The 20,656-nt window shown below is 37.9% G+C and carries 18 protein-coding genes, 1 pseudogene and 1 riboswitch; all 19 genes and pseudogenes read left to right on the top strand.

Annotation, left to right across the window (positions count from 1 at the left end; all coding sequences use genetic code 11):
* Positions 1 to 666: 666 nt before the first annotated feature.
* The gene (locus tag KGI01_RS14210) at positions 667 to 822 is read left to right on the top strand and encodes a hypothetical protein (RefSeq protein ID WP_373863129.1); all 156 of its coding nucleotides are present in this window, start codon (positions 667 to 669) and stop codon (positions 820 to 822) included.
* A gap of 27 nt (positions 823 to 849) precedes the next feature.
* Entirely contained in the window at positions 850 to 1,392 is a 543-nt protein-coding gene (locus tag KGI01_RS08315; protein WP_373863128.1) for a malic enzyme-like NAD(P)-binding protein, read from the top strand.
* A gap of 36 nt (positions 1,393 to 1,428) precedes the next feature.
* Positions 1,429 to 1,617 (top strand): NETI motif-containing protein, encoded by a 189-nt coding sequence (locus KGI01_RS08310; protein WP_087682262.1) that lies wholly within the window; start codon positions 1,429 to 1,431, stop codon positions 1,615 to 1,617.
* Positions 1,618 to 1,696: 79 nt separating this feature from the next.
* Positions 1,697 to 1,794, top strand: a riboswitch (purine riboswitch).
* A gap of 154 nt (positions 1,795 to 1,948) precedes the next feature.
* Positions 1,949 to 2,440, top strand: a complete 492-nt coding sequence (purE, locus tag KGI01_RS08305) for a 5-(carboxyamino)imidazole ribonucleotide mutase (protein WP_068450736.1) — start codon at positions 1,949 to 1,951, stop codon at positions 2,438 to 2,440.
* Positions 2,433 to 3,557 carry a 5-(carboxyamino)imidazole ribonucleotide synthase gene (purK, locus tag KGI01_RS08300; protein ID WP_141274306.1) on the top strand — a complete coding sequence of 375 codons (1,125 nt, stop codon included), beginning with the start codon at positions 2,433 to 2,435 and terminating at the stop codon, positions 3,555 to 3,557. Before purE ends, purK begins: the two co-directional genes overlap by 8 nt.
* Before the next feature lie 15 nt (positions 3,558 to 3,572).
* Complete coding sequence (purB, locus tag KGI01_RS08295; protein ID WP_068450740.1) at positions 3,573 to 4,868, top strand: adenylosuccinate lyase; 1,296 nt, start codon at positions 3,573 to 3,575, stop codon at positions 4,866 to 4,868.
* A gap of 126 nt (positions 4,869 to 4,994) precedes the next feature.
* A complete protein-coding gene (gene purC, locus KGI01_RS08290; RefSeq protein WP_141274305.1) occupies positions 4,995 to 5,711 on the top strand; it encodes a phosphoribosylaminoimidazolesuccinocarboxamide synthase in 717 nt (238 codons plus the stop codon).
* Positions 5,708 to 5,956 carry a phosphoribosylformylglycinamidine synthase subunit PurS gene (purS, locus tag KGI01_RS08285; protein WP_141274304.1) on the top strand — a complete coding sequence of 83 codons (249 nt, stop codon included), beginning with the start codon at positions 5,708 to 5,710 and terminating at the stop codon, positions 5,954 to 5,956. Before purC ends, purS begins: the two co-directional genes overlap by 4 nt.
* 1 nt (position 5,957) lies before the next feature.
* The gene (purQ, locus tag KGI01_RS08280) at positions 5,958 to 6,644 is read left to right on the top strand and encodes a phosphoribosylformylglycinamidine synthase subunit PurQ (protein ID WP_141274303.1); all 687 of its coding nucleotides are present in this window, start codon (positions 5,958 to 5,960) and stop codon (positions 6,642 to 6,644) included.
* Entirely contained in the window at positions 6,628 to 8,859 is a 2,232-nt protein-coding gene (gene purL, locus KGI01_RS08275; RefSeq protein ID WP_141274302.1) for a phosphoribosylformylglycinamidine synthase subunit PurL, read from the top strand. Before purQ ends, purL begins: the two co-directional genes overlap by 17 nt.
* Positions 8,835 to 10,259: an amidophosphoribosyltransferase gene (gene purF / locus KGI01_RS08270; protein ID WP_068450751.1), complete on the top strand. Its 1,425-nt coding sequence runs from the start codon at positions 8,835 to 8,837 to the stop codon at positions 10,257 to 10,259. The genes purL and purF overlap by 25 nt, the downstream gene beginning before the upstream one ends.
* A 12-nt stretch (positions 10,260 to 10,271) precedes the next feature.
* Entirely contained in the window at positions 10,272 to 11,327 is a 1,056-nt protein-coding gene (purM, locus tag KGI01_RS08265; RefSeq protein WP_141274301.1) for a phosphoribosylformylglycinamidine cyclo-ligase, read from the top strand.
* Positions 11,327 to 11,893: a phosphoribosylglycinamide formyltransferase gene (gene purN / locus KGI01_RS08260; protein ID WP_141274300.1), complete on the top strand. Its 567-nt coding sequence runs from the start codon at positions 11,327 to 11,329 to the stop codon at positions 11,891 to 11,893. The genes purM and purN overlap by 1 nt, the downstream gene beginning before the upstream one ends.
* A 48-nt stretch (positions 11,894 to 11,941) precedes the next feature.
* Entirely contained in the window at positions 11,942 to 13,477 is a 1,536-nt protein-coding gene (gene purH, locus KGI01_RS08255; RefSeq protein ID WP_068450758.1) for a bifunctional phosphoribosylaminoimidazolecarboxamide formyltransferase/IMP cyclohydrolase, read from the top strand.
* 68 nt (positions 13,478 to 13,545) lie between these two features.
* On the top strand, positions 13,546 to 14,811 hold the full coding sequence (gene purD, locus KGI01_RS08250; protein WP_141274299.1) for a phosphoribosylamine--glycine ligase: 1,266 nt from the start codon (positions 13,546 to 13,548) through the stop codon (positions 14,809 to 14,811).
* A 309-nt stretch (positions 14,812 to 15,120) separates the two neighbouring features.
* Positions 15,121 to 16,851, top strand: coding sequence for an adenine deaminase C-terminal domain-containing protein (locus KGI01_RS08245; RefSeq protein WP_141274298.1), 1,731 nt, complete (start codon positions 15,121 to 15,123; stop codon positions 16,849 to 16,851).
* Between the two features lie 126 nt (positions 16,852 to 16,977).
* Positions 16,978 to 17,298 (top strand): YerC/YecD family TrpR-related protein, encoded by a 321-nt coding sequence (locus KGI01_RS08240; protein ID WP_068450765.1) that lies wholly within the window; start codon positions 16,978 to 16,980, stop codon positions 17,296 to 17,298.
* 172 nt (positions 17,299 to 17,470) lie between these two features.
* Positions 17,471 to 18,160, top strand: coding sequence for a heptaprenylglyceryl phosphate synthase (gene pcrB / locus KGI01_RS08235; RefSeq protein WP_141274297.1), 690 nt, complete (start codon positions 17,471 to 17,473; stop codon positions 18,158 to 18,160).
* Positions 18,161 to 18,195: 35 nt separating this feature from the next.
* Positions 18,196 to 20,037, top strand: a pseudogene (gene pcrA, locus KGI01_RS08230) (DNA helicase PcrA); the annotation flags it as partial.
* Positions 20,038 to 20,656 lie beyond the last annotated feature (619 nt).

The raw sequence follows: 20,656 nt of genomic DNA, 5'->3' as shown, positions 1-20,656 counted from the left end.
TTCATTTAGAAAGGTTGCGTTTGCTCTTGTATCTCTTTATTCGTTTTTCAAAGTGGAAATTGATCTAAATAATCCTGTATGGTTTTTAGAAAACCATACAGGATTAGTTGTGTTTAAAATACTTTTCTTTTAAGTTCTTTTAATATATATGATGTAGTTTAAAAGCTTATTTATATAAGTTGTAATGCATTTTATATCTTTTATAGTAAAAATCCTATAGAATAATACTCAAAACGCATACAGTGCTTGTAAAAGCTTTTAGAAATAACATGAAAATATCGGATAATAAAAATTTTCATATTATATCTGAAATAAAAATGAAAATCAAATATTTTTAAATTAGCTTTCTTCAAAATTTTGTGAAAAATAAAAATAAGTAATAATACCTAATTTATTTATATGTGAAAATAATCACAAAATTATGTTGAAAATTAACAAATATAATAAAAAAACATATAAAATGCTTGCTCACTTAATCACAAAAGTGAAAAGCACATGAAAAGTGTTTGTGAAAATTTGAGCAAATGTTAAATATTACAAAATAGTGAACGAAATATCCTTTTTCTTGAAAGCTTGAAATCTATCGCCTATGATATGGAACTATGAAACGGAAATAATGAACATTTGAGAAGATACGGTTTTTTTCGAGCGAAGGAGAAAACTGAGATGAGTAATGCAAAGGTGAGCAGAGAGTCTTTAGAACTACATGAGAATTTTAGAGGTAAAATGAAGCTACAACCAAAAATTGAGGTAAAGTCTTCCAAAGAATTAAGTTTGGTGTATTCACCGGGAGTAGAGGAATCATGTTTAGCCATTCAATAAGATCCTAAAAAAGTATATGACTATACGATGAAATGGGATTTAATTGGTGTTATATCAGATGGTATAGCAGTACTTGGTTTAGGAGATATAGGTCCAAAAGCAGCAATGCCTGTAATGGAGGGGAAAGCTTTATTACTTCAGCAATTAGTTGGTGCAGATATCTTTATTAGTGTATCGGTTGCAAATGTTTTAACGGAGGCAATGATTCAGTCGATGAATCAAGATCCGATTGTTTTTGCATTAGCGAATCCAAATCTTGAAATCACATATGAACATGCGATGGAGTGGGGCGTACGCGTGATTGCGACAGGGCGCTCAGACTATCCAAACCAAGTGAATAATATGTTAGCTTTCCTAGGTATCTTCAAAGGTGCTCTAGCAGTACAAGCTACAGATATTAATGATGAGATGAAGATGGCTGCTGTAAAAGCCGTTTCAGAATTAGTTACAGCTGAACAAATTGAACGTGGTATGGTCATTCCAAATGTTTTTGAAACAGATGTTACAAACGATGTCGCACAAGCAGCAATCGATAGTAAGGTTGCACAAAAGATTCCAAGTCTTATATAATGGAGAAACTTAAACATTATATAAGGAAGTGTCACTTTGGGAAAGAAAACAGTTTGGTATGAAGTTCAGGAAACAGAAACAATTGAAGCGTGCTTAGAGCGTATGCGACAAGAAGGCTATATGCCGGTAGGACGTAGAGAAGAACCGTTATTTGAGATGCAAAACGGTGAACCTGTACCTGTTCGACAGCTCATTCAGTTTAAAGGCTTAAAAATAGAAGAGTAAAAACACGAACGATAAAATAATTTATTTCATAAATAGTTCGCGTGTTTATTGACTTGTTTGCTTTGCGTTGTTACAATGTGTATGAAAACAACAAATCCCACATATATGCTAGAGAATTGGCTCTAGTGTCTCTACCCGACACCGTAATGTCGGACTATGCGGGAAGCAACAAGACTTTAGGATATTACAAATATTGCTTAAATGTTTTGTAAATACGAACATTTGTATATTTGAACCCCTTAAGTAGCTGCTTTTCGCACGTAGTCATATGACTATGGTGGAGAGCGCGTTACTTTAGGGGTTTTTATTTGTTCAAAGGGGCGTATAAAAAATGAATCCGAAAATTGGCGTTATTATGGGCAGTTCAAGCGATTGGGAAACAATGAAACATGCCTGCGATATTTTAGAAGAATTAGAGTTAGATTACGAGAAAAAAGTTGTTTCTGCACATAGAACGCCAGATTTAATGTTTGAATATGCAGAAGAAGCAAGAGCAAGAGGAATTCAAGTAATTATTGCAGGTGCTGGTGGTGCCGCACATCTACCAGGAATGGTTGCAGCAAAAACGACGTTACCAGTTATTGGTGTACCTGTGCAGTCACGTGCGTTAAATGGACTTGATTCATTATTATCAATTGTACAAATGCCAGGCGGCGTACCTGTAGCAACTGTAGCAATTGGTAAAGCAGGTGCGACGAACGCAGGATTACTCGCCGCGCAGATTCTATCAATTACTGATGTAGAAATCGCAGAAAAATTAGAAACAAGAAGACAAGCAATGAAAATGAAAGCAATAGAAAGCACAGGTGACCTAAGTGAGTAAAATCATATTTCCAGGACAAACAATCGGCATCATTGGCGGTGGACAATTGGGAAGAATGATGGCCATTGCTGCAAAAGAAGCAGGATTTAAAATTGCGGTATTAGAACCCGCAATGGACTCACCTTGTGGTCAAATTGCTGATATTCGCATCGTAGCACCATATGATGATGAAGCTGCTTTAGAAGAGTTAGCTGAAGTCAGTGATGTGATTACATATGAATTTGAGAATATTGATTATGCAGGATTAAAAAGATTAACAGAGATTGCGTACGTACCACAGGGGGCAGAACTTGTACAAACGACGCAAGATCGTATTTTAGAAAAAGCTGCCTTAACGAATGCAGAAACACCAGTAGCACCTTATATTACAGCTCGCAATTTTCAAGAGTTAGAGCAGAAAATTGAGCAAGTTGGTTATCCTTGTGTTGTGAAAACAGCACGCGGAGGTTATGACGGTAAGGGCCAGCAAATTGTAAAGACAGCTGAAGATTTATCGCTAGCAAAAGATTTATTCACACATTCGGCTTGTGTGGCAGAAGCATTTATTCCATTTGAAATGGAGGTTTCAGTTATCGTACAACGTAATGTACATGGTGAAACATATTGCTTACCAGTTGGTGAAAATATTCATGTGAATCATATTCTACATGAAACAATCGTGCCAGCACGTATTACACAAAGTACCGAAAAATTAGCCATAGAGGCTGCTGAGAAAATTGCAGACGAACTGAATTTAATAGGAACACTTGCTGTTGAAATGTTTGTATTAGCGTCAGGAGAAATTTTGATTAATGAATTAGCACCACGACCTCATAACTCAGGTCATTATTCAATTGAAGCATGTAATATTTCGCAGTTCCATCAACATATTCGTGCCATTTGTGGCTGGCCATTACGTAAACCAAAATTATGGAGTCCATCGATTATGGTGAATATCTTAGGGCAACATGTCGTACCTGTAACGAATTCAATCTCAAAATACCCTGATTGGTCCATTCATCTTTACGGAAAACAAGAAGCAAAGAACAATCGAAAGATGGGTCATGTTACAATAATGACGGATGATGTAAATCATACCCTAGACGAAATCAAGAACTCTGGTATATGGGCAGAGTAGAAGGAGACTTTATTTATGATCGCACGTTATACACGACCTGAAATGGGAGCTATCTGGACAGAGGAAAATCGCTATCAAGCATGGTTAGAAGTAGAAATTCTAGCATGTGAAGCTTGGGCAGAGTTAGGGGTTATTCCAAAAGAAGATGTTCAAAAATTACGCGAAAATGCATCGTTTGAAATCGATCGTATTTTAGAAATCGAAAAAGAAACACGTCATGATGTTGTTGCATTTACACGTGCAGTATCAGAAACATTAGGTGAGGAACGTAAATGGGTACATTACGGTTTAACTTCAACAGATGTCGTTGATACAGCTCTTTCTTACCAAATTAAACAAGCGAACGATATTATCCGTAAAGATATTCAAAACTTTATTGATATTATCACTGAAAAAGCAAAAGAACATAAAATGACGGTTTGCATGGGACGTACACATGGTGTGCATGCAGAGCCAACAACTTTCGGTTTAAAACTAGCACTTTGGTTAGAAGAAATGCGTCGTAACCAAGTTCGTTTTGAAGCAGCTGCTAAAACGATTGAAGCAGGTAAAATTTCAGGCGCAGTTGGAACGTATGCAAATATCGATCCATTCGTAGAAGCATATGTATGTGAAAAATTAGGTTTAACACCTGCACCGATTTCAACACAAACATTACAACGTGATCGTCATGCAGAATATTTCTCAGTGCTTGCACTAATCGCAACATCAATCGAGAAGTTTGCAACAGAAATTCGCGGCTTACAAAAATCTGAAACACGTGAAGTGGAAGAAGGGTTTGCAAAAGGACAAAAAGGTTCTTCAGCAATGCCACATAAACGTAATCCAATCGGTTCAGAAAATATGGTTGGTATGGCACGTTTAGTACGTGGTCATATGGTAACTGCATTTGAAAATGTTCCTTTATGGCATGAACGCGATATTTCACACTCATCAGCAGAACGTGTCATTATTCCAGATACAACGATTGCACTGAACTATATGCTAAATCGTTTTGGTAACATTGTGAAAAACTTAACAGTATTCCCAGAAAACATGAAGCGTAACATGACACGTACATTTGGTTTAATTTACTCACAACGTGTGTTACTTGCGTTAATTGAAAAAGGTCTATCTCGTGAAGAAGCATATGATACAGTTCAACCATTAACAGCTCGTTCTTGGGATGAACAAATTCAATTCCGTCCGTTAGTAGAAGAGAATGAAAAAATTTCTTCATTACTATCACCTGCTGAAATTGAAGACTGCTTCGATTATAACTATCATTTGAAAAATGTAGACATGATTTTTGAAAGATTAGGCTTAAACTAAAGAATCTATTTCATTCCATCTCATCAACGATTCAATTCGTTGATGAGAAAGGAATGGATGAACTTTTAAAAGTTTTAATATTTCAAAAAAACACAATACTCAAAATTATTTACCGGGGGAATGAACGTGGAAAAAGGTCAACTATTGTATGAAGGTAAAGCAAAAAGATTATATGCGACAGATGAGGGAAATGTATTGTTTGTAGCTTATAAGGATAGCGCAACAGCTTTCAACGGAGAAAAGAAAGAAGAAATTGCTGGTAAAGGTGTTTTAAATAATAAGATTACATCACTTATTTTTGAAAAGCTTCATGCAGCAGGTATTCCATCACACTTCATCCGTCAAATTTCCGATACAGAACAATTGGTGAAAAAAGTTGAGATTATTCCAATTGAATTAGTTGTACGTAATATTGCAGCAGGTAGTTTAGCAACGCGATTAGGAATTGAAGAAGGTACAAAACTAAAACGTCCAATCGTTGAGTATTACTACAAAGATGATGCATTAGGAGACCCGTTCATTACAACAGAACATATTGATATTTTAGAAATTGCAACACCAGAAGAAGTGGAAACACTTTATCAAAAAGGCTTAGAAGTAAACGCTGTGTTACAACCATTTTTCCATGAAATCGGTGTAACGCTCGTTGACTTTAAATTAGAATTTGGTCGCGATGAACAAGGCACTGTACTATTAGCAGATGAAATTTCACCAGATACATGTCGTCTATGGGATGAAGAAACAAAGCAACACTTAGATAAAGACGTGTTTCGCCGTAATTTAGGAAGTTTAACAGAAGTATACGAAATCATATTATCTCGTCTAGGAGGATTTACAAAATGAAAAAAGTAAAAGTTTATGTAACACTTCGTGAAAGCATTCTTGATCCACAAGGCTCGGCAGTACAAGGTTCCCTACATAACATGGGGTACGAGGAAGTAGTAGATGTACGAATCGGTAAATATTTAGAGCTACAAATCGAACCAAAAGAGCGCGACATGGATACGTTAATTAAAGAAATGTGTGAAAAACTACTAACAAATACAGTGATTGAAGACTATCGTTATGAAGTCGAGGAGGCCAACTAACATGAAATTCGCAGTACTTGTATTCCCAGGTTCAAACTGTGACTTAGATATGTATCATACGATTAAAGACGTATTAGGCGAAGAAGTGGAATACGTATGGCATGATGCAACAGATTTAAGTGCATATGACGGTATTTTAGTACCTGGTGGATTCTCCTACGGTGATTACTTACGTTGTGGCGCAATGGCGAACCAATCGAATGTAATGGAAGAAGTAAAGAAAGCAGCAGCAGCTGGAAAACCAGTATTAGGCGTATGTAATGGATTCCAAATTCTAACGGAAGCAGGATTACTACCTGGTGCATTATTACGTAATAAGAATTTAAAATTCATTTGTAAGGACGTAAATTTACGCGTTGTGAATAATGATACGTTATTTACAAATCAGTACAACAAAGATGAGGTTATCACAATTCCAATTGCACATGGTGAAGGAAACTATTACTGTGACGCAGAAACATTGGAACAACTACAACAAAACAATCAAATCGTGTTCACATATGAATCAGAAAATCCAAACGGTAGTTTAGCGGATATCGCAGGTATTGTGAACGAACGTGGGAATGTTTTAGGCATGATGCCACACCCAGAGCGTGCAGCAGATGAAGTACTTGGGAATACACAAGGTCTTACTTTATTCAAATCAATTGTAAAACAGTGGAGGGAATCAAATGTCAACCAAGCTTGAGCCAACAGCACAACAAATTAAGGAGCAAAAATTATATGCTTCTATGGGGTTAACAGATGAAGAATTTGCGTCAGTGGAATCGATTTTAGGACGCACACCGAATTGGACAGAGACAGGTCTATTCTCTGTTATGTGGTCAGAACACTGCTCATATAAAAACTCAAAACCAGTTCTACGTAAATTCCCAACAGAAGGAAAGCACGTACTACAAGGCCCTGGTGAAGGTGCCGGAATCGTGGATATTGGTGATGAACAAGCGGTTGTATTTAAAATGGAATCACATAACCACCCTTCAGCAATTGAACCATACCAAGGTGCGGCAACAGGTGTTGGTGGAATCATTCGTGACGTATTTTCAATGGGTGCACGTCCAGTAGCAATGTTAAACTCTCTTCGTTTCGGTGAGTTAGATGCTTCAAAACGTGTGAAATTCTTATTTGAAGAAGTTGTCGCAGGAATCGCTGGTTACGGTAACTGTATCGGTATTCCAACAGTAGGTGGCGAAATTCAGTTCGACCCTTGCTACGAAGGAAATCCACTTGTGAATGCGATGTGTGTGGGTTTAATCGATCATAAAGACATTCAAAAAGGTGTTGCTTCTGGTGTTGGGAACACAGTGATGTATGTAGGTGCAAAAACAGGTCGTGACGGTATTCATGGTGCAACATTCGCTTCAGAAGAATTAGACGAGAATGCAGAAGAAAAGCGCCCAGCAGTTCAAGTAGGCGATCCATTCATGGAGAAACTATTATTAGAAGCTTGTTTAGAACTTGTGAAGTTCGAATCATTAGTTGGTATTCAAGATATGGGTGCAGCAGGTTTAACTTCTTCAGCAGCAGAAATGGCTTCTAAAGCAGGCATGGGTATTGAGATGAATCTTGATGCTGTTCCACAACGTGAAACAGGTATGACAGCTTATGAAATGATGTTATCTGAATCTCAAGAGCGTATGTTAGTCGTTGTGAAAAAAGGTGAAGAACAACCAATCATTGATCTATTTGCAAAATACGGATTAGATGCCGTATCAGTAGGTGTTGTAACAGACGATAAAATGTTCCGCTTAAAACATAAAGGTGAGATTGTTGCAGAAGTGCCAGCAGATGCATTAGCAGAAGATGCCCCTGTTTACCATAAACCTTCAGCAGTTCCAGCTTACTATACAGAGTTCCAACAAATCGAAAATGCAGAACCAGAAGTAACAGATTATAAAGAGACATTAAGCGCATTATTACAACAAGCAACAATCGCTTCAAAAGAATGGGTTTATGAACAATACGACCATCAAGTAAGAACAAATACTGTTGTAAAACCAGGTTCAGATGCAGCGATTATTCGCGTACGTGGTACGAATAAAGGTTTAGCAATGACAACTGACTGTAACTCACGTTATATCTACTTAGACCCTGAAACAGGCGGTAAAATTGCAGTTGCAGAAGCAGCACGTAATATCGTATGTTCAGGCGGTCGTCCATTAGCAATTACAGACTGCTTAAACTTCGGTAACCCAGAAAAGCCTGAAATCTTCTGGCAAATCGAAAAATCAGCAGATGGTATTGCAGCAGCATGTCTAGCATTAGAATCTCCTGTAATCGGCGGTAACGTATCACTTTATAACGAACGTAGTAATGAAGCCATCTACCCAACACCGACAATCGGTATGGTCGGTTTAGTAGAAGATTTACAACACGCAACAACGCAAGAAGTGAAGCATGCAGGTGACTTTGTTTATGTAATTGGTGACACGAAAACAGAATTCGGTGGTTCAGAATTACAAAAATTAATGAACGGTCGTATTTTCGGACAAGCACCATCAATTGATTTAGAAGTAGAAGCAGCACGCCAAAAAGCATTACTACAAGCAATCCAAGCAGGACTTGTTGCATCAGCGCATGATGTAGCAGAAGGTGGTTTAGCTGTGGCAATCGCAGAAACAACATTCGGTACAAACTTAGGTGTGAATGTAACGTTAGAAGGATCGGCAACAACTGCTCTATTCAGTGAATCACAATCGCGCTTTGTTGTAACCGTAAAACCAGAATTTGCAGCTCGTTTTGAAGAAGTGGTAACAGATGCAAAACAAATCGGTGTCGTAACAGAAGAAGCCAACATTGTCATCAATTCATCCGAACAACAACCGTTAATTGAAGGCACTGTAGCAGAATTCCAAGATGCTTGGAAAGGGGCAATACCATGCTTGCTGAAATCAGAGGCTTAAATGAAGAATGTGGTGTTTTTGGGATATGGGGTAATCAAAGTCCAGCGCACCTAAGCTACTATGGTTTACATGCTTTACAACATCGTGGTCAAGAAGGCGCTGGGATTGTTGTATCAGATGGTCATCATCTAAAAGCAGTTAAAGGCGAAGGACTTGTAAATGATGTATTCAATGAAGAAAAGTTAAAGTCTGTAGATGGTAAAGCAGCGATTGCACATGTTCGCTATACAACAGCAGGAGGGGCGGGGATTGAAAATGTTCAACCCCTTCTTTTCCACTCATCTACAGGTAGTTTATCGATTGCGCATAATGGTAACTTAGTAAATGCGAATCGCTTGAAAAAATATTTAGAGCGACAAGGTAGTATTTTTCATTCAAGTTCAGATACGGAAGTATTAGCGCATTTAATTAAAAAGAGTACACATGCAACATTCAGCGAAAAAGTTAAAAATGCATTGACGTTATTAGAAGGCGCTTATTCATTCTTAGTGATGACGAAAGACGAAATGATTGTAGCGCGTGACCGTAATGGTTTACGCCCACTTTCATTAGGTAAGCTAGGCGAGGCTTATGTCGTAGCATCAGAAACATGTGCATTCGATTTAATCGGTGCTGAAACAGTTCGTTCAGTGGAACCAGGTGAGATGCTGATCATCAATGATGAAGGTGTTCAATCAGTTCGCTTTGCAGAAATTCAAAATCGTGCGATGTGTGCGATGGAATATGTCTACTTAGCACGACCAGATTCGAATATTGATGGCATTAATGTGCATATGGCACGTAAACGTATGGGTAAACAATTAGCAAAAGAATGCGCTCATATCGAAGCGGATGTAGTAACAGGCGTTCCTGATTCAAGTATTTCTGCTGCGATTGGTTTTGCAGAAGAAAGTGGTATTCCTTATGAATTAGGTTTAATTAAAAACCGTTATGTTGGTCGTACATTCATTCAACCAACACAAGAATTACGTGAACGTGGTGTGAAGATGAAATTATCACCAGTTGTTCAAGTAGTAAAAGGCAAACGTGTCATCATGGTAGACGATTCGATTGTACGTGGTACAACATCACGTCGTATTGTCAAAATGTTAAAAGAAGCTGGCGCAGCAGAGGTACATGTTGTCATCAGCTCACCACCAATGACAGATCCATGTTATTACGGTATTGATACATCAACACATGAAGAATTGATTGCTTCAAGTCATTCAGTGGATGAGATGTGTGAAGCGATTGGTGCAGATTCCTTAACATTTTTATCAGTAGAGGGCATGGTTGAATCGATTGACCGTCCATATGAAGGGGAGAATAAAGGACTTTGCTTAGCTTGTTTCACAAGTAAGTATCCAACAGAAATTTTCCCAGATACGATTTTACCGCACGAAAAAGAATTATTAGTCTAGGAGGCCAAGATCTTGTCAAAAGCATATGAACAAGCAGGCGTAAATATTGAAGCAGGTTATGAAGCTGTACAACGTATGAAATCACATGTAGAACGCACAGCAAGAAAAGGCATCATGGGTACATTCGGTGGTTTTGGTGGTATGTTCGATTTATCTGAACTGAATTTAAAAGAACCTGTATTAATTTCAGGTACAGATGGTGTAGGAACAAAATTAAAATTAGCATTTATGGTGGATAAGCACGACACAATCGGAATTGACTGTGTTGCGATGTGTGTAAATGATATTGTCGCACAAGGCGCAGAACCACTTTATTTCTTAGATTATGTAGCAGTAGGTAAAGCAGTACCAGAAAAAATCGAGCAAATCGTTAAAGGTGTAGCAGATGGTTGTGTACAATCAGGGGCTGCATTAATCGGGGGCGAAACAGCAGAGATGCCTGGTCTATATGAAGCAGATGAATATGATTTAGCTGGATTTGCAGTAGGTGCAGCTGAAAAAGCAAATATTGTAACAGGTGAAAAAATCCAAGAAGGTGACGTACTTGTAGGGATTGCTTCAAGTGGTGTTCACTCAAACGGTTATTCACTTGTTCGTAAAATCATGTTTGCAGATGCAGGCTTCACACCAGATACAGTTGTAGCAGGTTACGAGCAACTTGGTCCAATTGGTGAGGCATTATTAACGCCGACAAAATTATATGCAAAACCGGTACTAGATGTATTAAAAGAAGTGGATGTACATGGTATGGCACATATTACAGGCGGTGGTTTCTATGAGAACTTACCACGTATGATGCCAGCAGGTTTAGCAACGGAAGTTGATTTAGGCACTTGGCCAGTTCTACCAATCTTTGATTTACTAGCAGAACAAGGACAGTTACAACAAAAAGATTTATATAATGTGTTCAACATGGGAATCGGTTTTGTCTTAGCTGTTCCAGCAGCACAAGCTGAAAAAGTCATTGAGTTAGTCGAAAAACATGACGAAAAAGCTTACACAATTGGTCGTGTGGTTGCTGGTGAAGGTGTGCGATTCAACGGTGAGCATGATGGGAGTTTAGTGTAATGACTAAAAAGTCCATTGCAGTATTTGCTTCAGGTAGTGGTTCGAATTTTCAAGCCATTGCTGAAGCAATTGAACAAGGGGAACTGCAAGCAACGATTCGTTTAGTTGTAACAGATCAACCAGATGCGTACGTGATCGAACGTGCAAAAACAAAGGGGATTTCAGTACTAGCCATTCGTCCAAAAGATTTTTCTTCTAAACAAGCTTATGAAGCAGCGATTTTAGAAGTATTAGAAGAAAAAGAAGTGGAGTGGCTTGTACTAGCGGGATATATGCGTTTAATTGGTGAAACATTATTAGACGCATACCGTTCACGAATCGTGAATATTCATCCTTCATTATTGCCTTCTTTCCCAGGGAAAGATGCAATTGGACAAGCACTCAATCACGGTGTGAAAGTGACAGGTGTAACGGTTCATTATGTAGATGAAGGAATGGATACAGGCACGATTATTATGCAAAAGGCTGTTGATGTGATTGATGGAGATAGAGAGCGAACAGAAGCGGCAATTCATGCAGTTGAGCATGATGTGTATAAAGCAGCTTTACAAAAATTGTGGCATTAAATCTTTACATAGAGGGAATTTCCCGCTTAAATCTGAGGAGGAAAAATTGTGACAAAAAGAGCGTTAATTAGTGTTTCGGATAAATCAGGTGTATTAGAATTTGCAAAAGAACTTGTAGCATTAGGCTACGAAGTATTATCAACAGGCGGTACGAAAAAACATCTTCAAGATAATGGTGTACCTGTGACATCTGTTGATGAAGTAACGAAATTCCCAGAAATCTTAGGTGGACGTGTAAAAACATTAAATCCGATGATTCATGGTGGACTTCTTGCAAAATATGATGACGCTGAACACCAAGCACAAATGAAAGAACATGGTATTGAACCGATTGAGATTGTATGTGTCAACTTATATCCATTTGTTGAAACAATTTCAAAACCAGATGTAACATTCGAAGATGCAATTGAAAACATCGATATTGGCGGTCCAACAATGCTACGCTCAGCTGCAAAAAACCAACAATATGTAACAGTAATTGTTGATGCAAATGACTATGAAGGTGTCTTAGCTGAATTAAAAGATGCAGGTCAAACAACTTTACAAACACGTCGTCGTTTAGCAGCAAAAGTATTCCGTCATACAGCAGCATATGATTCATATATTTCGAATTATTTATCAGCAGAATTAGGCGAAGAATTCCCAGAACAAATGACTTTAACTTATGAATTAAAACAAACATTACGTTATGGTGAGAACCCACATCAAAAAGCTGCGTTCTATCAAAAACGTCTTGCTTCTGATTTCTCTGTTGCTTACGCAGAGCAATTACATGGTAAAGAATTATCATATAACAATATTCAAGATGCAAATGCAGCACTTCAAATCATCAAGGAATTTAAACAACCAGCAGCTGTAGCGGTGAAGCACATGAACCCATGTGGCGTTGGCACAGGTGAAACGATTGCAGAAGCATTCAATAAAGCATACGAAGCAGATGCAACATCAATCTTCGGCGGTATTGTTGCGCTAAATCGTGAGGTTGATGCAAAAACAGCAGAGCAATTAGCTTCTATTTTCTTAGAAATTATTATTGCACCTTCTTTCTCAAAAGAAGCGATTGAACTATTAACAGTGAAGAAGAATATTCGTTTACTAACAATCTCTTTCGATCAACATACACAAGATGCATTTAATACAGTATCTGTAGAAGGTGGTCTATTAGTACAAGAGCCAGATCGCTATGGTTTTGATGAAGCAGATATTCAAGTTGTAACAGATCGTCAACCAACAGAAGAAGAATGGGCGGCTATGCGCTTAGGCTGGTCTGTTGTGAAACACGTGAAGTCGAATGCCATTGTAATTACAGATGAGCAAATGACACTTGGAATTGGCGCTGGTCAAATGAATCGTGTAGGTTCTGCAAAAATCGCTTTAGAACAAGCCGGTGAAAAAGCAGCGGGTGCAGCACTTGCATCTGATGCATTCTTCCCAATGCCAGATACAGTTGAAGCAGCTATTGAAGCAGGCATTACGGCAATCATCCACCCAGGTGGTTCAAAACGTGACCAAGAATCAATTGATGCAGCGAATAAAGCAGGCATCACAATGGTTTTAACAGGCGTTCGTCACTTTAAACATTAATCTAAATTAAATTGGGGCTGTCCTATCATATTGGATAGTCCCTATTTTTAACAGGAGGAATAAGGAGTATGAAAGTTCTTGTAATTGGTAGTGGCGGTCGTGAACACGCGATTGTCAAACAGTTTAAAAAAGCACCATCTGTTGAGCAAGTTTTTGTCGCACCAGGAAATGACGGAATGAAAGAAGATGCAACCATTGTGCCAATCGCACAGTCTTCTTTTGATGAGTTAATTAATTTTGCGATTACAGAAGGAATCGGTTTAACATTTGTTGGACCTGAGCAACCTTTAACTGAAGGAATTGTCGACGCATTTGAAGAAGCAGGTCTTCGTGCATTCGGTCCTCGTAAAAAAGCAGCACAATTAGAAGGTAGTAAATCCTTTGCGAAAGATTTAATGAAGAAATATGAAATTCCAACAGCAGCATATGAAACATTCTCACAAGTAGATGAGGCAGTTGCTTATATTCGCGCACAAGGTGCACCAATTGTGATTAAAGCAGATGGTTTAGCAGCAGGTAAAGGTGTTATTGTTGCGATGACGGAACAAGAAGCCATTGAAGCAGTAGAAGATATGATTGGCAACCAACGTTTTGGTGATTCATCTTCTCGTGTTGTTATTGAGGAATTTTTAGATGGTGAAGAATTCTCGTTCATGTCATTCGTTCATGCAGGACAAATCTACCCAATGGCAATTGCACAAGATCATAAACGTGCATATGACGGCGACAAAGGGCCAAATACAGGCGGTATGGGTGCTTATTCACCCGTTCCACAAATTCCGCAGTCAATTGTTGATGAAGCATTTGAGACGATTGTGAAGCCGACTGTTGCAGCGATGGATGCAGAAGGTACACCATTCACAGGTATTTTATATGCAGGATTAATTTTAACGAAGAATGGTCCAAAAGTGATTGAGTTTAATGCACGCTTTGGTGATCCAGAAGCACAAGTCGTATTACAACGTATGGCTTCTGATTTCGGTTTATTTATGGATGCCCTACTTGCGGGTGTTCCATTTGATTTACAATGGTCGGATGAATCGGTTCTAGGTGTTGTCATTGCTTCAGAAGGTTATCCGCAATCTGTTGAAAATGGACATGCACTGCCGAACTTAACGGAGTTAGCGAAGACACATAATATCTTCCATGCAGGAACAAAAGCAGCAGGAGAAGGTTTTGTCGGAAACGGTGGTCGTGTCTTATTAGTAACATCGACAGGCAGAAACTTAAAAGAAGCACAAGAAAAAGTATATGCAGGATTAGCACAGAAAGATTGGCAACATTTCTTCTTTAGAAAAGATATCGGTTGGCGAACTTTTTCAGCTGTAAAATAAATAATCTAAATAAAGGCAGAGGATGACTTCATCTTCTACCTTTATTTTTTCGCTTGTTAAATCTAAAATGTATAGTTATGTAAATATTTTTACAACTTAAAGGTTAATGATAGCGTTTTCATAGACGAAGTTATAAAATAGAATATGCATAAAATAGAAAATTGATTCGAAATTCAACAAAAGTTTGTACATTCTAAATTAAGCTTGTTCCATGAACGACGAGTGTGATAGCATATTATCACTCATGCGTTGTATTCATTAATCATCATAAATTAATGCAACAGACTTATAGGAGGAGATGTTTAAGGTATGAAGCACATAAATTGGAAAATACATGACATACGCGAACAAGTCGCAGTCATTGATGGAAAGAAATCTCCTTCAATGGTGATTACGAATGCTCGCTATTTGCACAGTATTTATAAAGATTGGGTAGAGGGAAACATTTGGATTTTAGGAGAGCGTATTGTATATGCAGGACCTAAAATGCCACCGAAGATGGAAGGCACAGAAATCGTGGATGCAGCAGGTAAAACAGTTGTACCGGGTTACATTGAGCCACATGTTCATCCATATCAACTCTATAACCCATTAACATTAGCAGACTATGCAGGACAGACAGGAACAACGACATTTCTTTCAGATAATTTAACATTATTTTTATCATTAAAAAATGAAGAAGCATTTCGTATTATGGATGCATTAAAAGAACGACCATTCCACTTTTATTGGTGGATGCGTTACGATTCACAAACAGAATTGCTACGTGAACACAATCTCTTTACGTCAGCTTCATTAATGGAATGGGGAGAGCGTCAAGATGTATTGATGGGCGGCGAATTAACAGCTTGGCCACGATTACTAGCTGGAGATGACCAACTATTATACTGGCTACAAGGAACGCGTGCGCATCATAAAAAGATTGAAACACATCTACCAGGTGCTTCTTCACGTACATTAGCTCGTTTAAAATTATTCGGTGCAGATGGTGACCATGAAGCGATGACAGTAGAAGAAGTAGAAGAACGTATTCTTCATGGCTATGCAGTGACATTACGTTATTCATCGATTCGTCCAGATCTTCCTGATTTATTAAAGGGAATTGTGGAACGAAAACTGAAAATTTTTGAACACTTAATGATGACAACAGACGGTGCAACACCAAGCTTTTATGAAAAAGGCTTGATGGATCAATGTATTCAAGTGGCACTCGATGCAGGCGTAGAACCAATTGATGCATATCAAATGGCATCTTATAATATTGCGAACTACTACGATGTGACACATTCACATGGTCTAATTGCGACAGGTCGCTTTGCTACATTAAATATTTTAGAAGATGAATACCATCCAACACCAACAGATGTATTATCAAAAGGTGTATGGCTGAAGCGCTCAAATGAACGCGTTCATACAATGGAAGATATTGATTGGGGCGATTTTAATAAGTTTTCAATGCCAGTTGAATTGACAGATGACGACTTCCAATTCTCAATGCCATTTGGAATTGAGATGGTGAACGATGTCATTACGAAGTTGTATAGCACGAACTTGCATACTAATGAAGGTACATTAAGTTACGACCATGATGAATGTTATTTAATGCTTGTTGACCGAGAAGGTAAATGGCGTGTAAATACACTTATTAAAGGTTTTGCTAGCTCATTACAAGGCTTTGCGACGTCGTACTCTTGTACGGGCGATATTATTTTAATTGGTAAAGATATTCATGCGATGCACCAAGCTTTCAACGAAATGAAAAAAATGGGTGGCGGAATCGTCTTAATTGATGATCATAAAGTGCTAGCTTCTATCCCACTAACAATGGGTGGATATGTGTCAAAACAACCAGTTGAAGAAATTATTGAACAAGAAAAAGCACTAAAAGAAGCGTTAAAAGAGCGTGGTTTCCATCATGGTGATGCCATCTATACACTGTTATTTTTACAATCAACACATTTACCATATATTCGTGTAACACAACGCGGTATTTTCGACGTTTTGAAAAAACGCGTACTCTTCCCATCTGTAATGCGATAAAATACTTTAATGATTTACAGAATGAAAGTGTTAATACTTTTTTCTAAGCAGTTCTGGTGTTAAAATAGAATTGTAAAGAAAACGATGCAATTATAGAATAGAAGTGGAAGGGGGCCTTCGTTTACGATGCAAATTGAAAAAATTAAGGGTCATCAAACAGACCAATTATTTAAAGCTGTATTAGAACTAAAAGATTTAGACGAGTGCTATAAGTTTTTTGATGATTTATGCACAATGAGTGAGATTCAATCACTTGCGCAACGTTTTGAAGTAGCGCACTTATTACGCTTGAAAAAAACATATGAAACAATCAAAAACGAAACAGGCGCATCTACAGCAACAATTTCACGCGTACGTCGTTGTTTCGACTATGGAAATGATACGTATGATGAGATGCTTGGACGTTTATATCCAGATGAACAACCATTTGACGCATCTCGTAAATAGGCTTTCAGCTTGAAAAGAACAGAAAATGTTAAAACAATATGAAGATGTGTTTTGACAAGACAAAATGAGAAATCGCAGTTTCGAGCGATTTCTCATTTTTATTGAATCCCTTCATTTTCATGTGAGTTTTAGTATACTAATGATAAGAATAGAGAGAATAGGTGGTAAGGTCATGGAATTTAAAAGTTGGCAGCATGTTTTTAAATTGGATCCTGCGAAAGAAATTTCAGATGAACATTTAGAAAAAATTTGTGAATCAGGTACAGATGGTATTTTGGTAGGCGGCTCAGATGATGTAACAGAGGATGGTGTACTGGACTTACTCGCGCGTGTACGTCGTTATTCAGTACCTGTTATTTTAGAAGTTTCTACAATTGAATCGGTCACACCAGGTTACGATTATTTCTTCATTCCAACGGTACTTAATAGTACAAAAACAGAGTGGGTGAAAGATTTACATCATGAGGCTATTAAAGAGTTTGGTGAGCTGATGAACTGGGATGAACTTGTTGCTGAGGGCTATGTTATTTTGAATCCAGACTGTAAAGCAGCAACCTTAACAACTGCAAAAACAGACTTATCACTCGAAGATGTTGTAGCCTATGCACGTATGGCAGAACATTATTTTAAATTACCAATTCTTTATTTAGAATATAGCGGTATGTATGGCTCAGAGGAAGTAGTAGAAGCTGTATCCCATGAATTAGAACAGACACAACTGTTTTATGGTGGTGGCATTTCGGAGCCAGAACAAGCACAAAAGATGGCGCAATTTGCAGATACAGTCGTTGTAGGGAATATTATTTATACAGATTTAAAAAAGGCTTTAAAAACTGTTAAAGCCGTAAAAGGTACGATATAATTTAAGAACAAATGTTTGTAGAAGGATGGTGCATGATGAATCAACTAACAAAAAATTTATTAAAAGGTATGAACGAACAACAAGCTGAAGCTGTTCAAGCTACAGAAGGACCTTTACTAATCATGGCGGGAGCCGGTTCTGGTAAGACGCGTGTATTAACACATCGTATTGCTTACTTGGTAATTGAAAAGATGATTAAACCGTCAAATATTTTAGCTATCACATTTACGAATAAAGCAGCACGTGAAATGCGCGAACGAATTGATGGTATTTTAGGTAACGGTACAGGCGATCGCATGTGGGTTTCAACTTTCCACTCGATGTGTGTACGTATTTTACGTCGTGATATTGATCGAATTGGTTATAATAAAAACTTTTCGATTTTAGATACAACAGATCAACTTTCTGTTATTAAAAACGCATTAAAAGAATTGAATATGGACCCGAAACAACATGAGCCACGTTCACTTTTAAATGCGATTAGCTCAGCAAAGAATGAAGGCATTACATCAAGTGATTTTTCACAACAAGCTGACGCAAATAATCCATACGACCAAGCTGTAGCGAAAGTATATGAGAACTATCAACATCGTCTACGCAAAAATCAATCACTGGATTTCGATGATTTAATTATGATGACCATTCGATTATTTAAAGAAGTACCAGATGTACTTGAGTATTATCAACAACGCTTCCAATATATCCACGTAGACGAATATCAGGATACGAACCATACACAATATACGTTGGTTAAGTTATTAGCAAGACAACATGAAAATATTTGTGTGGTAGGAGACTCAGACCAATCGATTTATCGTTGGCGCGGAGCTGATATTCAAAATATCCTATCATTCGAAAAAGACTACTCAACTGCTAGAACAATTATGTTAGAACAAAATTATCGTTCAACTAAAACGATTTTAAAAGCAGCAAATGATGTGATTCAAAATAATACAAGCCGCATAAAAAAAGAGTTACGAACTGATAATGAAGAGGGCGAAAAAATTGCGGTGTTCCGCGCATATGATGAAAAAGCAGAAGCGCAGTTCGTTGTCAAAACGATTCAAGAGCAAATGCTTATGAATAATCGTAAGCCAGAAGATTTTGCGATTCTTTATCGTACGAATGCACAATCACGTGTTATGGAAGAAATGCTTGTAAAATCGAATATGAGCTATACGATTGTTGGCGGTACAAAATTCTATGATCGTAAAGAGATTAAAGATTTACTAGCTTATTTACGTCTTATTGCAAATAATGATGATGACTTATCATTAGCGCGTATTATTAATGAGCCAAAGCGTGGTATTGGTGCGACATCATTTGACCGTATTGCAGTGAATGCATTAGAAGCAGATCGTTCGATTTTCGATGCACTAGCAGAAGTCGACTTTATGGGACTATCAGGGAAGGCGACAAATGCTGCGATTCATTTCCACTCAATGATTCAAAATCTAACGCAAATGCAAGAATATATGTCTGTCACAGAATTAGTTGAAGAAATTTTAGAGCGCTCGGGTTATCGCGAGATGTTAAAGAATGATAAGACGATTGAAGCACAAAGCCGTTTAGAGAACATCAATGAATTTTTATCGGTAACACAAGCATTTGAACAACAAAGTGAAGATAAATCACTTGTTGCATTCCTAACAGACCTCGCATTAATTGCAGATATTGATTCACTAGGTAAGGAAGAAGAACAACAAGGAACAGGTGTCATCTTAATGACGATGCACTCAGCTAAAGGTCTAGAGTTCCCAGTAGTTTTCATTATCGGTATGGAAGAGAATGTCTTCCCACACTCACGTTCATTACAAGATGACGATGAGATGGAAGAGGAAAGACGCTTGGCTTATGGTATGAAACGTTTGTCAGAAATCGCGTAAATCGTGAAGGATTGGCAGGGTTAGTAAAAATTTTACTAGCAACAACTGATATTATGACACCACGGCGGAGAACCCAAATAATCTCCGTGACTAGATGGAAGCTAATACTCCCACATGCAATACTGGTAACAGATTGTGTGAAGTTGGGTGAAGACGCATTAAGTAGCCCTAACAGGTCAAGCTGAGGAAAGGTTAAACATACTGTGAACATGGTGCGGGCTGGGAACTGTATATGGTTAGGATTTAGATAGCTAATGACGAACCACTGAATGTACGTCTCGTAGAGCGGGCGATAGAAATATTGTCTAATTAACTATATTCCAAAAGATTTATCGTATGGAATTCTGATGGATAGAACTAACGGGTTGTTCTACTGGAAAGATATAGTCGGGATAAAGGTGGAACCTAAGTACAGTTATACACCTAATAATATCGGAACGTTTGAGACCCCTAACGTTTAGTAATTGCTTGGGGATTGCAAATTGCATGAAAGAGCATGAATAGGGGAGTCAGTAGGGGCATAGTACTGCAGAAGCTTCTGTAATGGAAGTGGAGGGAAGGCCCCAAGTCTAACATCAATAGTAATCGCTATCCCATGTGGAAAGAAGGC

Source organism: Kurthia gibsonii (assembly GCF_006539985.1).
Taxonomy (GTDB): domain Bacteria; phylum Bacillota; class Bacilli; order Bacillales_A; family Planococcaceae; genus Kurthia; species Kurthia gibsonii.
Note: the sequence above shows the minus strand (reverse complement) of the source record. Positions and strands in the feature narration are given on the sequence as shown.

Bases quoted from the DNA above. Each gene is read 5' to 3' on its own strand.
- purF (WP_068450751.1), top strand. From the start codon at position 8,835: ATGCTTGCTGAAATCAGAGGCTTAAATGAAGAATGTGGTGTTTTTGGG.
- KGI01_RS08315 (WP_373863128.1), top strand. From the start codon at position 850: ATGAAATGGGATTTAATTGGTGTTATATCAGATGGTATAGCAGTACTT.
- purN (WP_141274300.1), top strand. From the start codon at position 11,327: ATGACTAAAAAGTCCATTGCAGTATTTGCTTCAGGTAGTGGTTCGAAT.
- KGI01_RS14210 (WP_373863129.1), top strand. From the start codon at position 667: ATGAGTAATGCAAAGGTGAGCAGAGAGTCTTTAGAACTACATGAGAAT.
- purS (WP_141274304.1), top strand. From the start codon at position 5,708: ATGAAAAAAGTAAAAGTTTATGTAACACTTCGTGAAAGCATTCTTGAT.
- purD (WP_141274299.1), top strand. From the start codon at position 13,546: ATGAAAGTTCTTGTAATTGGTAGTGGCGGTCGTGAACACGCGATTGTC.
- pcrB (WP_141274297.1), top strand. From the start codon at position 17,471: ATGGAATTTAAAAGTTGGCAGCATGTTTTTAAATTGGATCCTGCGAAA.
- purL (WP_141274302.1), top strand. From the start codon at position 6,628: ATGTCAACCAAGCTTGAGCCAACAGCACAACAAATTAAGGAGCAAAAA.
- purE (WP_068450736.1), top strand. From the start codon at position 1,949: ATGAATCCGAAAATTGGCGTTATTATGGGCAGTTCAAGCGATTGGGAA.
- KGI01_RS08245 (WP_141274298.1), top strand. From the start codon at position 15,121: ATGAAGCACATAAATTGGAAAATACATGACATACGCGAACAAGTCGCA.
- purQ (WP_141274303.1), top strand. From the start codon at position 5,958: ATGAAATTCGCAGTACTTGTATTCCCAGGTTCAAACTGTGACTTAGAT.
- KGI01_RS08240 (WP_068450765.1), top strand. From the start codon at position 16,978: ATGCAAATTGAAAAAATTAAGGGTCATCAAACAGACCAATTATTTAAA.
- purB (WP_068450740.1), top strand. From the start codon at position 3,573: ATGATCGCACGTTATACACGACCTGAAATGGGAGCTATCTGGACAGAG.